This is a genomic window from Streptomyces sp. NPDC085524, from assembly GCF_044541755.1.
Lineage (GTDB): Bacteria > Actinomycetota > Actinomycetes > Streptomycetales > Streptomycetaceae > Streptomyces.
Genome location: NZ_JBITTH010000047.1, coordinates 23,650 through 35,746 on the forward strand (window position 1 = coordinate 23,650; position 12,097 = coordinate 35,746).

12 protein-coding genes and 1 pseudogene are annotated in these 12,097 nt (G+C 67.2%); 8 read left to right on the plus strand and 5 right to left on the minus strand.

The genetic code is table 11. From position 1 onward, the window contains the following. Positions 1–378: 378 nt before the first annotated feature. Positions 379–1,164 carry a hypothetical protein gene (locus ACIGFK_RS41075; protein ID WP_400055960.1) on the minus strand — a complete coding sequence of 262 codons (786 nt, stop codon included), beginning with the start codon at positions 1,162–1,164 and terminating at the stop codon, positions 379–381. 500 nt (positions 1,165–1,664) lie between these two features. Here ACIGFK_RS41075 and tpg point away from each other — a divergent pair, with 500 nt between their 5' ends. Next, positions 1,665–2,222: a telomere-protecting terminal protein Tpg gene (gene tpg, locus ACIGFK_RS41080; protein ID WP_400055962.1), complete on the plus strand. Its 558-nt coding sequence runs from the start codon at positions 1,665–1,667 to the stop codon at positions 2,220–2,222. A gap of 42 nt (positions 2,223–2,264) precedes the next feature. On the opposite strand, the gene ACIGFK_RS41085 is transcribed toward tpg, so the two are convergent. After that, positions 2,265–2,417, minus strand: a complete 153-nt coding sequence (locus tag ACIGFK_RS41085; RefSeq protein ID WP_400055963.1) for a hypothetical protein — start codon at positions 2,415–2,417, stop codon at positions 2,265–2,267. Positions 2,418–2,636: 219 nt separating this feature from the next. Between ACIGFK_RS41085 and ACIGFK_RS41090 the strand changes: the two genes are divergently transcribed. Beyond that, positions 2,637–3,911: a hypothetical protein gene (locus tag ACIGFK_RS41090; RefSeq protein ID WP_400055965.1), complete on the plus strand. Its 1,275-nt coding sequence runs from the start codon at positions 2,637–2,639 to the stop codon at positions 3,909–3,911. A gap of 117 nt (positions 3,912–4,028) precedes the next feature. Here ACIGFK_RS41090 and ACIGFK_RS41095 read toward each other — a convergent pair whose 3' ends face one another. Continuing rightward, a complete protein-coding gene (locus ACIGFK_RS41095) occupies positions 4,029–4,922 on the minus strand; it encodes a peptidoglycan-binding protein (RefSeq protein ID WP_400055967.1) in 894 nt (297 codons plus the stop codon). A 256-nt stretch (positions 4,923–5,178) separates the two neighbouring features. Then, a complete protein-coding gene (locus ACIGFK_RS41100; protein ID WP_400055968.1) occupies positions 5,179–6,039 on the minus strand; it encodes a peptidoglycan-binding protein in 861 nt (286 codons plus the stop codon). A 208-nt stretch (positions 6,040–6,247) separates the two neighbouring features. Here ACIGFK_RS41100 and ACIGFK_RS41105 point away from each other — a divergent pair, with 208 nt between their 5' ends. The 5 genes and pseudogenes from ACIGFK_RS41105 (at position 6,248) to ACIGFK_RS41125 (ending at position 10,596) form a co-directional block, all read left to right on the plus strand. After that, complete coding sequence (locus tag ACIGFK_RS41105; RefSeq protein ID WP_400055969.1) at positions 6,248–7,495, plus strand: peptidoglycan-binding protein; 1,248 nt, start codon at positions 6,248–6,250, stop codon at positions 7,493–7,495. Positions 7,496–7,703: 208 nt separating this feature from the next. After that, positions 7,704–7,910 carry a hypothetical protein gene (locus ACIGFK_RS41110; protein WP_400055970.1) on the plus strand — a complete coding sequence of 69 codons (207 nt, stop codon included), beginning with the start codon at positions 7,704–7,706 and terminating at the stop codon, positions 7,908–7,910. A gap of 835 nt (positions 7,911–8,745) precedes the next feature. Next, a pseudogene (locus tag ACIGFK_RS41115) lies at positions 8,746–8,960 on the plus strand (phosphoribosyltransferase); the annotation flags it as partial. Positions 8,961–9,769: 809 nt separating this feature from the next. Beyond that, positions 9,770–9,940 (plus strand): hypothetical protein, encoded by a 171-nt coding sequence (locus tag ACIGFK_RS41120; protein ID WP_400055971.1) that lies wholly within the window; start codon positions 9,770–9,772, stop codon positions 9,938–9,940. Further along, entirely contained in the window at positions 9,940–10,596 is a 657-nt protein-coding gene (locus tag ACIGFK_RS41125; RefSeq protein ID WP_400055972.1) for a helix-turn-helix domain-containing protein, read from the plus strand. The genes ACIGFK_RS41120 and ACIGFK_RS41125 overlap by 1 nt, the downstream gene beginning before the upstream one ends. Positions 10,597–10,709: 113 nt before the next feature. On the opposite strand, the gene ACIGFK_RS41130 is transcribed toward ACIGFK_RS41125, so the two are convergent. Beyond that, positions 10,710–10,919 carry a hypothetical protein gene (locus ACIGFK_RS41130; RefSeq protein ID WP_400055974.1) on the minus strand — a complete coding sequence of 70 codons (210 nt, stop codon included), beginning with the start codon at positions 10,917–10,919 and terminating at the stop codon, positions 10,710–10,712. A gap of 139 nt (positions 10,920–11,058) precedes the next feature. Here ACIGFK_RS41130 and ACIGFK_RS41135 point away from each other — a divergent pair, with 139 nt between their 5' ends. Continuing rightward, positions 11,059–11,766 carry a hypothetical protein gene (locus tag ACIGFK_RS41135; RefSeq protein WP_400055975.1) on the plus strand — a complete coding sequence of 236 codons (708 nt, stop codon included), beginning with the start codon at positions 11,059–11,061 and terminating at the stop codon, positions 11,764–11,766. Positions 11,767–12,097 lie beyond the last annotated feature (331 nt).

Sequence of the window (12,097 nt, forward strand, 5' to 3'; positions counted from 1 at the left end):
GGGTGAGCATGTAGGCGACGAAGGCGGCAATGATCGGAAGAGCAGCGGCCGGATCTACCAGATCTCGGCTGCGACGTTCACCGCCGTCCTCACGGCGAGGACCTCCCGACCACGGAGTTCCTGCACATCTTCCTCAGCATCTGCGGAGTTGAGGAGGAACGCACCTTGATCTGGCACCACGCATCAAGATTGCTTCCCTCCGGCACCGGCCGCCCGCGCTCCCCAGATCGGTCTCGCCGTCCCCGAGACCCCCGAACGGCTCGTGTCCATCGTGCGCGCGCCGGCGACGTCCTGCGCATCATGATGACCACCCAGCACGGGAAGTCGCCGAGTCCTTCGCCGTGCTGGTATCACTGCTGGGCGTGGCCAAAGCCCAGGTCACTGGTGGGAAGCCAGTACGGCCGCTCGCTCGTTGAGCCGTTCCAGATTCAGCTCGTGCACGTTGCGCATCCTGCGCACGTCGAAGTCGCTTGGGTTGACCGGCTTCCGCCGGGTTGCCACCAGACCGGCCGCGGCCAGCTCCCGGAGCCCTTTGCTGCGTACGTCTTCCTTCAGCGCGAACCGGCGTTCCGCGTCGCTGGGGCTGAACCAGAGCGGCCGCCCCGTGGGAGTCGCCCCACCTTCGCAGAGCAGGGCGAGGAACATCGCGACGCCTGCTCCGGAGAGCACCGCGATGTGGCCCTTGGTCCAGAAAGTGCGCGGGATCTGGATGTATCGATGTGTGGTGGAGCGGCCGGTGTCTCGGCGTTCTTTGTTGGCCGCGAGACCAGGCACGACGTACGGCGCCCCGGTGCCGGCGTCGTCGAGCAGGGTCACGACATTGGCCTGCCCTGGTCGCGAGGACACGGTGATGAAGCCGTTCTCCTCCAGCCAGGCCTGCGCCTCCGTCACTCGCCGTGCGCCGGCCTTGTCGGGGTCCCGGAGGTCGAACAGCGTCGCCCACGCCCGTGCCGGAAAGGCCAGGGGAACGCCTTGGTCCTCGGGCTGCATCCACAGGAGGGTCAGATACAGCTTGAGCCGCACTTGCCCGCCCTGGCCCCCGCGGAGCATGCGGGCCAGAGGAGGGTCCGGCTCGTCGGCTGTTTCCCGCTCCACGAAGCGATACCGGACCTGCGCTGTCTTGCGCGCGTGCTGGGCGGCGCTCTCCCCGGCCTTGAGGGCCAAGTTTGACGGCCTGATGTCGGCCCGCTGGTGCGTTCTCACCCGGGTCCCCTCGGTGGCTTGCTAGTAGACTTTCATTGCTTTCAATACAGTACTTCCGGGTAAAAACGCTGGTAGATCCCGGGTGCTAACGTGGGTAGAACCCGGGTTGGAAGCGTAGCCAGCCCGGTGCAAACGTGGGTAGGTCACCGACACAAAGTTTGACCTGGCGCGGGTGTTGCCCCCAGAGTGAAGGCAACCGCGCAGCAGCGCACGGAGGTCTCGGGTTGTGTCCCTCAAGAGGCGCCCGACTGCCTGCGAGCGGCTAGGCCCTCGCGGGCCGCGAGAGTCACTCGGTGGTGGGTCGTCCCTCAGACAAGGGCTTCACACAGAGAAGTGATAGGAGCCGGACCCCGTGCGGTTGTGCCCCCGCGCCCCGGCTTCCCCGCGAGACCGAGCACCTGAAGGCGCATCCACGCGGATGCGCCTTCAGGCGTTTCCAGATCAGGAAGAGGTACAACCGAGTGGGCATCGTCGGCGACAGCCTGGACCAGGCCGCGCAGGCGGTCGCGACGCGGCCGATCCCGCGCAGCGCGGGCGCGCAGATGCGTTACCTGGTCAAGCAGCACAAGGGCTCCACCAAGGCCGTGGCCGGACTCTTGGGGGTCTCACAGCGCACCGTGGAGCGGTACGTGAAAGACCAGATCAAGCAGCCCAAGCCCGCGCTCGCGGACAAGATGGAGACCGAGGTACGCCGCCGGTGGCAGCCCCTGGTCCGCAAGCGCGCCCGGGACAGAGCCGCACAGCAGACCGGGTTGGTCATTGAGACCCGGGCCCGGTTCGGGTTCACCGCCGCGCCGGGCACCACGGACGACGGGCGGATGCGGCGGATTACGCAGCACCTGCCGCCGGAGTTCACGGGCCGGCTGCTGGCCGCTCAGGACGCCGGGGCCACCGAAACCGAGCTCCAGGCCCTCGCTGCCGAAGGGCTCCAGGAGGTCTACTTCAAGGACGGCGGCCAGCGCGCCCAAGGCCTGCTGGTGGAGTTCACGGACATCGACTACATCGACATCGCGTACTGATCCACGGCAGGGGAGTCACCCAGATTTGGGTGACTCCCCTTTTCAAGGCCGCAGCAGGATGTGGAGCAGGGTGACGATGGCGATCCCGACCATCAGGGCGGTGCCGATCGCCGGGTGGAGCAGTGCGATGTAGGTGGCTGAGCCTCCGGCGAGAAGGAGGATCGCTGTGCGGGGGTCGATCGGGTTGCTGTTCATGACGGTCCCTCTGAGGTGTGGGCCCGCAGGTCGGTTTCAGGAACCGGGGCGGGCCGTCTGGGGCTCCGGTCCATGCTGGAGGCAGAGCCGCCCGGCCGGGCTTGCCGGCGGGGCTGTTCCAGCAAATCGGCACCTCTGCCCGGCTGGGCAGAGGTGCCCGCGGGCTGCAACGGTTGTTCTTGCAGTGCAAGGCGACACAGACACCAGAAGAGGGCAAAAGTGACAGATGCGGAGGAGTATCCGCAGTTGCCGAAAATCTCGGGCTGGCGTGTGCAGGACCCGGCCCCGGATCGGGAGAGGTTCTCGCCGGATGACTGGCAGCTGCTCATCTGGTTCCGGCTCATCCTGAACCGCGGTATCTGGGACTCGCTCCGCTCCACCGAGAGAGATGGCCCCAGAGGCCCGGGCGGGATGCGGGCCAACCCGCTTGTCAAACGGTTCGAGACGCTGTCGAAGTGGCTGTCGGGCAATGCTCGGCCCTCGGAGGAGACGTTGCATGACTTCTGCAACGCCTTCAACCAGGCGGTCCGCGTGGCCGGCGTGCCCGACAGGGAGATCACGCCGGAAGAGCGTGCCCACGGCGTACGTCTGCTCAAGGCTGCCGTGGCCAGCCCCGAGGTCAGGGCAGCTCGTGCCCAGGCCGGGGAACTTGCCCTGACGCGGGCGGACCGCGACCGTCTCGAAGCAGAACTCGCCGGGGTCGAAAAGGAGCTGGCCGACAAGAGCGAGGAACTGGAGGCCGCCGCGGCCAGGGCACGGGAAGCGGAGGACTCCGGCAAACGCCAGCTCGAGAAGTTCGTCGTTCTGCTGCTCATCGTGTGCACGTCCTCGCAGCGCGAGCGTGCACGCCTGGAGCAGGACCTGGACGCAGCACAGCGGGAATCCGCTGCAGTACGCGACAGCCGCGACGCCGCGCGCCGCGAGCTGGCCCAGCTGCGCGACGAGCTCGAACAGGACCGTGCCCGGCTGATCACCCTGATCGCCGAGAACACCGCCACGCGCCCTGCGGTCCTGCAGAACGTAGACGCCGCCCTGGCCGGCGCACAGCAGGCCCTGCACGCCAGCAGCCAGGATCCCGTCGCCCGTGCTGCACCACGCTCACAACGGGTCGACGTCACCAGCAGCCAGCTGCGCTCCGCCGGCGGATACTTCGCCACCCGGCGGCTCATGCGCACCATCGCCGCCACCTGGCCGCGCGACGAGATCTTCTTGATGGTCTTCGAGCTCAGCCTCCGCCTCGACCCTGACGGGACCCCCACCACAGGCCTCCGCCTCGCCCGGCAGCTGCAGCGCCACGCCCGCGTGCGCTACTACGAGCTCGACGAACAGTTCCGCGGCGCCGGCCCGCTGCGCAAGGCGTGGTTCGGGATGCGAGGCATCCGGGTGCAAGACGTGCTCTCGCTCCCTTCTGGCCTGTCGAAACGTGCCCACACCCCCAACCCGCCCCGGCCCGGGGAACTGGATGCCCTCCTTGACCGGGCTGACAGACCCTAGGGGCCTTGTCGCCCTGGCTGCGTAGGCGAAAACGGACCGTACTCACAGATACGGCCATAGCGAGTCTGGCCCCCGGCAGCGTGCTGCCGGGGGCCAGAGGGGTTGCGGGCGGGTGTGTCAGTTGACGTGGAGGGTGAGGTTCGTCGGCCAGTGGGCGCGGTCGAGGTGGGCGAAGAGGTCCTTGATGTCGGTGGGGGCGAGCTTGATGCAGCCCCAGGACTTGTAGTCCATGTCGCCGTTCCACCGCCAGAGGTCGTCGTCCTTGAAGGGGACATCGATGGCCTGGGTGCCGTTACTGAGCATCTCGCTGTGGATGAACATGTCGGTGCGCTTGACCGGGGTCTGGCCGGGCTTGGGCGTGCAGTTCTTGTCCTCGAGCTGGATGGCGTAGCCGTTGATGGCGATTCCGTCGCGGTTCGTCTCGTGACCCTTGACCTTGTAGGTCCCGTTTGGCAGCCATCCCTTGCCGCTGGCGCACTCGTCGGTGTCTCCCATGCCGGATCCGGCCCGGTAGCTCTTGACGACCTTGCCGTCGTGCACGAGGGACAGCTTCGACCACATCGGGTTCTTCTGGTTCTTCGTGAACTCCAGGTAGTACCCGCGGGAGGCAGGCCTGGGGCTTTCCTGCGCGGGGGCGGGCCTGTTCTTGGCGTCCTTGAGCGCGGCCCAGGTCTGGGGGCCGGCGATGCCGTCGACGGGCAGGTGGTGGGTGCGCTGGAGATCCTGGACGGCGGCCTTGGTACGGGGGCCGAAGATGCCGTCGACGTCCAGGCGGTGGCCGTTCTTGTTGAGCTGGCGCTGGAGGTCCTTGACGTTCTCGCCGCGGGCGCCTTCCTGGAGGGTGGGGAGGGCAATGGCGCCTCGGCCGGCTGAGGCGAGGTGCTGGCCCGGCCTGGCGGCGTCGGCGTGGGCCGATCCGATGCCGTTGCTGCCGAGCGAGGCGAAGGCGACTGCGGCGACGGCGGCGAGGCCTGCGGCGTGCAGGGCGAGCTTCTTGACGTTCTTACGCATGGTGTGTCCGTCCTGGTCGGATCCCCGCACGGTGCGGGGGAGGGGGTGCGGCCTGGTGCAGCCGGGCTGACGGAACCGACGGTCGGCGTTCCACCGTTCCACCGAAAGCCCGGTCGCGTTCCTGCTGTTCCTCGCGTTCCACACGCCTGTGACCTGCGGAAAGGAACGCATCCCGCCCGCTGTGTCAGAGGTGCGGGCGGTATCGCGGGAGAGGGTGGGGCCGCCCCGTGCGGGGCGGCCCCGGGGGTGGTGTGGGTCAGGCGCCGGGCGGGGTGACGTAACCGGAGATGTGCCAGCTGTTGGTGCCGCCGGTGGCCGTACGCGGGTTGACGTGGCTGCGGTGGGTGACCTTGTTGCTGTAGTTGCCTTCGACGGTTTCGATGGTGCCGTCGCTGTTGACGGAGACGACCACGCCGACGTGCCCGCCGGGCGTCGCCTTCGCCGGCGGCCCGTAGACCACCAGGTCGCCCGGCTTGGGCGTGTAGCCGCCCCGCTCGTGGAACAGGCCGTGTTCCTTGCCCCAGTAGCCGACACCCCGTCCGGTCAGGTCGCCGGGCACGCTCTTGACCCCGGCCTGGCGCCAGGTCCACTCCGAGAACGCCGCGCACCAGCCGACCTTGCAGGTCTGTCCGGTGCCGGCGAGGTACTTGTTGCAGGCCGAGCTGCCCTCGGTGACACCGACCTGCCCCTGGGCGACGGACACGATCTTGTTCCGCAGCGCGGACGCCGCCGGGGCCGGCTGCGGCTTGCCAGCCGTGCCGCTGGCCTTCTGGAGCGCGGCCCGTGTCTGAGGGCCGACGACGCCGTCGGAGGTGAGGTGCTGGGAGCGCTGGAAGTCCTTCACGGCCGCCTTGGTGAGGGGGCCGAAGATGCCATCGACGGCCAGGCGGTGGCCGTGCTTGTTCAGTTCGCGCTGGAGGTTCTTGACGGCCTCCCCGCGGGACCCTTCCCGGAGGTCGGCGGTGGCAGCGGCGGACTTGGTGAGGTGCTGGCCGGCCCGAACGGTGTCGGCGTGCGCCGCGCCGATGCCGTTGCCGCTGAGCGAGGCGAAGGCGACGGCGGCGACGGCGGCGAGGCCTGCGGCGTGCAGGGCGAGCTTCTTGACGTTCTTACGCATGGGTTCCGTCCTCGATAGGTCCCTCCCACCTGCACATCAGGTGCGGTGGGGAGGGGGCTTCGGCCCTGTGGGGCCGGGCTGACGGGACCGACGATCTGCGTTCCACCGTTCCACCGATAGCCTGATCATGTTTCTTCCGTTCCCCGCGTTCCACACCCCTCTGACCTGCGGAAAGGAACGGAACCGACCGCCAACCCCAGGAGGGAACGTGCGTCAGGAACGCGACGGAGACCCGTCCGCGCCCACCGCCACCGAGGTACTGCGCCAGGAAGTGCGCAGGATCAGGGATGAACTCGAGCTGACACTCGACACCCTGGAGCGCCATACGCAGTGGTCGCGGTCGTCCTGGCGCCGGTTCCTCCTCGGGGAGGGCAAGGCCTTTCCCAAGCGGCAGCCGATGGAGGCCTTCTGCCGCAAGTACGCCAAGGACGACACCGAACGGCTCCTCGCCCTGTGGGAGGCCGCGACGGCGGAAGCGGCCACCGCGACTTCAGTACGCCCGGATCCCGTACCCGCACAGCCGACAGAGGCGGACGGGCCGCAGCGGGCGGCCGACACTCCCACTGACGACGCCCCGATTGAGGCCGCTACGGCGGTCGCTGCAGCGGCGGCTGCGGCGAAGACCACCCCGGAGCCTGCGCCAGCCGCCTTTGCCGCAGATGACACAGCACAGCCGGAGGTGAAGGAAGAGGCCGAGGCCGCCTCTGGAGCCGCCCCGAGGCCGGCACCCGCCCCGTCGGCGCCGACCGTGGCCCCCCGTCCGGCTCCAACCCCTTTTCCGGCCGCGCCGCCGGCGCAGGGCACGGCGCCGGGGCCCCAGGCGGCGGGCAGCAGTACCCCCTCTGTTAGCCGCGCGGGGACGCGCAAGAGCGGGTTGCCCAACAGCACGAGGGCGTACGTGATTGCGGCCGTCACCGCAGCACTGGTATTCGGAGGCGCGGCCGGGCTGATAGCCACCACCGCCAAATCCGGCACACCGGAAGCCAAGACCCCGGGCAACAGCTCTGTGGAGCCCTCGGCCGACTCCAAGAGCACGCCTCAGGCCGGGCCGGGCAACGTGGCCAGCGCCAGTCAGCCAGGGGCGGGCTCCTCCAAGAACCCCTCATCTCCGGCGTCGCCCTCGAGCACGAAGCCAAGTCCGTCCCGTCCCTCGGGCACCTCCCCGGCGTCGGCTCAGGCACCGACGACCGGGGCGGCCGGGGTGGCGAACTGCAAGTTCAACTGGGACCGGACCCAGACCATGGCCAAGGGCATGGTGGGGTCCAAGGTCAAGCAGATCCAGTGCCTGCTCAACAACAACTACGGCCAGTCCCTGGAGGTCGACGGGAACTTCGGCTCCGGTACGGAGACCGCGGTCAAGTCGGTCCAGACCTGCAGCGGCGTCAACGCCGATGGCCAAGTGGGTCCGGACACCTGGGCCTACCTGGACCACCCCAAGCAGGCCTGCGGCCACTGACCTTCCAACACCGTCAGGGCCCTGACCAGCAGATGAACCCGCTCCGCCCGAGTACGCGGGCCGGCTGCTCGCTGCCCAGGACGCCGGTGCCTCCGAAGCTCAGCTCCAGGCGCTTGCCGCCGAGGGCCTGCAAGAGACGTACTTCAAGGATGGAGGCACCCGGGCCCAGGGCCTCCTCGTCGAGTTCGCGAACATCGACTACATCGAGGTGAAGGGGTACGCCCGGAAGTACGACGACGCGTCCACCTTCTGCATCTCCGACCGTGCGTTGTACAGGACGGAGTTCACCGGCGAACTGATCTACAAGAAGCTCCAGAGCAGGGATGGCGTCCGCGTGACCAAGACGCCGTTCGCGCACCTTGATGGAGGACCGTCCTTCCCGGGGCGCACCAAGACCGGCATGAAGTTCGGGTAGGTCGGAACGTCGTTCGTCCAGCGGGAGGTTCTTGCGGCTGGTCTTCCTTGCCAGTCGTTTTCCCAGATGGCAGCGCGTTCCAGCTTCCGCAAGGCCCTGCGAACGCGGCCTACAGGGGTGCTGAGCGGCTGGCCGCTGGCCGTGCAACGCACGACCGTACCTGTCAGTGCCCCGGATGTGTCACCCGGGCCAGATACGCTTCTACTCGCCCGTTCGGAGGCTTGTGCAGCTTCTGGAGGGCCGGGTTTTGACGGACCGTCGCCCCGGCCATCCAGATGATGCGCGACGGTCCTGATTGGGGGGCTCCCATGCCGGAGAGCGACAAGCCGATGTCCGACGGTTTCGAGGACAACGGCCGACCGCCTGTCCGGGATGAGAGTCGCACTGCTCGCGTTCCACTGCTCACTGGCGTAGCCCAGGCCTTCATGGCTGGCGTCGCCGGGGACGCTGCGCACTGGTTCATCCAGAGCGTGGCGTGGCTGTACGAGATGCTGGTCAGCCGCTGGTAAACGCGACGCGCCCCCTGGTGCTGTAACACCAAGAGGCGCGAGGTGCGGGTCATCCCGCGGCGGTCTCTGTCCCTGCTTCGCTGGCCGGGCAGAGGCCGCCGTTTCTCATGACTCCAGTCTGCTGCTGACCACTGACAATGCACGGATGCATGGTCAGGTTGCAACGCTGGGATGCCACGTTCCACCACTGTAGCGAGTCGTCCATGGCCTTGGACGTTCTGTCCACCCTCGTGGACGTGGCGCCCCGCATCGAGCCCACCGCAGCACCCCGACATGATCGACAACGACCGGAACGCGCAGGCTCACGCAGTACCGCAGCCCGAGACCGCGGGCTGGCTGGATACGCGGGCGGTCTGGCGTACGCGCTCGACTACAAGAACATCCACCTGGTGAACGTCGAGTTGTACACCGGAGTGGGCACCACCCTGGAGATGGCGGTCATGCTGGAGCCCGTCCTCGAGGCGACCGACTTCATGACAAGAAGGTGCCGATCGCCGACGACGTCGCCTACACCGGCAAGACGTTCAAGCTGGTGCACGACACGTCTCCTGGCCAACAGGGTCGACGTGGCGCAGTCCCGCGACGGCGCCCGCGCCCAGGGACTGCTCGTGAAGTTCACCGACATCGACTACACCGAGGTGAACCTCTGATCCACAGGATCGTGGGGAATGCGAAGAGCCCGCGTCCGGAGACGCGGGCTCTTCAAGCACAGTGATGTGCGTCACAAAAGGGGGCCGTATCTGCTGCGAACAGACGGCCCAGCAAACCGTCCGGGCTAAGGAGCGGCTATGGACCCCACTATCGGGCCCCCGATGACTTAAGTCATCCGAGCCGGACGGTCTCGGACACCCGCGGACGCCTTCCCGGCCGTCTGTCGATGGAGTCGCCGCTGAGCTCGGGTTCTATCGCGAGGCAAGCCGAGAGACAGCGGACACCTTCGGACACTCCCGGACACCTCTACGGACGCTTCCGGCCACTCCCGGAGGCTGGCCAGGTGTGATGGCTCGGGTTGCTGCTGTCGCAAAGTCAGTCTCGAGCGCCGGAATGGGACATTCCACCTTCCGTAGGTGAACTGCCGCCTCAGAGAACCGCAGTTGTGCACGGTTCGGTCAGAGAGGCATGCTCATGGAGCGGTCGCCGATCGGCCGCAGGGGCCTGCGAAGCCCCTCTTGCACCACCCGTCCGGGCTACCAGCACGACGTCAGGAGTGGCTTTCCCATGTTTTGGCTTCCCGCACCGGGAGGCGGCTGGGTTCTTCAGCCGACCACCCCGGTTCTCCAGGGCTGCGTTATCACCGCCGGTACCCACCGCGGGTTCGGCTTCACGAACTCCCTCCGCGCTCTCACGGCCATGGCCGCTGTCCTTGCGCTGCTGTGGCTGTATGCGTACGGCCACGCGATCGAGGTCATCGGCGCCGTGCTCGCCGCCGTGCTCATCGAGGCGACGGCGAAGCCCATCAAGAAGACCGTGCACACCCTCCGCAAGGTGCTCAGCCCTGCCCCGAGCGGCGGTGAGTGCTGATGGCCGACCTGCCAGCCCTGCCTGCGCTGGCGCTGGCGCTGCGTGACCTTCGTGAGAGGAGTCCGCTCCCGATGTCGGTGATCGCGGAACGCACCGGGGTACCCCTGTCGACGATTTCAAACTACCTGTCAGGGCGGAGGATCCCGACGGCAGACACCCTCGACAGGCTGCTGGTCACCTTGCAAGCCTCTGAGGTGGAAAGCCGACAGATCCGGCATGACAGGCGCACGCAAGCTAACAAGGTTGCGATCAACCGTAGGCAGGGCATTTCTCCTGAGGTCGTGACGAGTCGGTCTGAGCGGCAGGCCAGCCGGATCGCGGCGATCGGACCGGCGTCACAGTCCGGCAGGCCCGATCCGACGCCGGTCACCACGCCGGCGGAACTTGCCGCAGCTCTGAACGCGGTGCACATCTGGGCTGGCAGCCCGTCGTATCGCACGATGCAGGAGGCCAGCAACGGTGTCCTGCGCCGCTCCACCATCAGCGACATGCTGAACACCAAGAAGGCCGAGGAGACGCAGAGGATCCCGGACTTCGACCGGTACATAGCCTTCGTGCAGCTGTGTGGGATCCGAGACACCGAGGACTGGGTGGCCGCTTGGCGCCGCCTGAAGGCCCGCCAGCGCCCCCAGGCTGGGGGTTGGCTCAACCTCTGACCGGAATGTGGGCGAGTAACTGCTCACGGGTACCACTGCGCGGGGTCGCCACCACATCGGTGGCGACCCCACGTTGCTGTGTGCCGGGTGTTACGGCGGTGACTCGGCCGAGATCAGCCAGCCCGCTCCGTGTTGCTGTTTGCGGCTTCGCGCTGTCCCTCAGCACTGGGCTTCTGGCGTCGTCGGCACGCGATGACCGCAGCTACCGCGGCCATGACCACGGCTGACGGGAGCTGCTCCAGAAGGCCGGTGAGCAGGGTGAAGCAGAGATCGGACCAGGTCATCAGCGCCTCCGTGAGGTGTGTGGATGCTTGTGCGCTCATCTCACGGGGTGTGTGGATCAAGATGCAGAGAACTGATCTTTCTTGCCGTGATCCCGCATGGAGCTGCTGAAACCACAGGTGGGAGGGCCCTCGACTTTCTACGATCTGCGCAGGATTGAGGAGTTCTGAGGGGGGAGACATGGTTGGCCCGGACACGGTGAGTACTCCTGAGCAGTTGGCCCAGGCGCTCAACGAGATGATCCTGAACAGCGGCAAGACCATGGATCGAGTCGCGAGCGCTGCCGGCCTAGCGCCCAACACGGTGCGGGCTGCTGCGCGAGGGACCAGCTTTCCCCAGGAGGGGACCCTCCACGAGCTCGTACGCATCTGCGGAGGTGACAAGGCCGCCTGGACCAGAGCTTGGCATCGGGCCAACAACGCCCGCCCGAAGGCGGAAAGAGGGTCTGCTGCCGACGACCCGCTGGTCGAGGTCCTGAACCGGGTCGTCCTCTTGGAGGAGAAGCTTGAGGACGCCCTGCGCCGAGTGGCAGAACTGGACAAACAGGTAGTGGTCTTGTCGCGAGACCTGGACGCAAGCATCCAGGTTGCCAAGAGCGATGCCGAAGACGATCGGCGTCGCCGAGAACGTGAAGGTCGTGAGCTTCTCAACTCGGTGCCTGTGCGCTTCGTGTACGGGCACCCAGACTTCAACAGAAACTACTACGTGGAGGCAGTCGACCGTTATGTTGCCGAAGTAAAGAAGCTTGCCATCGCCGATATAGAACAACTGAAAACATTTCTCTTGACGACACCATCCGATTTTCCCCGTATCGGCAGGATGGGATATAACCCGACCGAAGTCGATGATTATATCGCCCAATTGAAGGCGGCTGTATTCACCCCGTAGGGAACCTTTCTGAATTCAGTGAAGCGACGTACTCTATTCACCATGGAAAGCTGACGGACTGTCAGATGAGTGTGTTTTGGTGGTGGGTGGGGTGCAGGCCTGAACAGCCGGGGCGCTGTACGGTGTTGTGGGGGCCGTTCTCCATCTGTCTGACCCTGGGAGATTTCCGCAGTTCAGAGGGCTGTAGACGGGCTGTCAGGGGCGTTCAGGGACAGAGTCTTTGGGTCCGGCCAGGGGAGTGTCCCCAAGGCGCCCGGCCCTCCCCGCTGTTGCCAGCCGCCCGCGAAGCGGGCCCAGGGCCAGGGGAGCGCAGCGACCAGGGCCCGCGGCC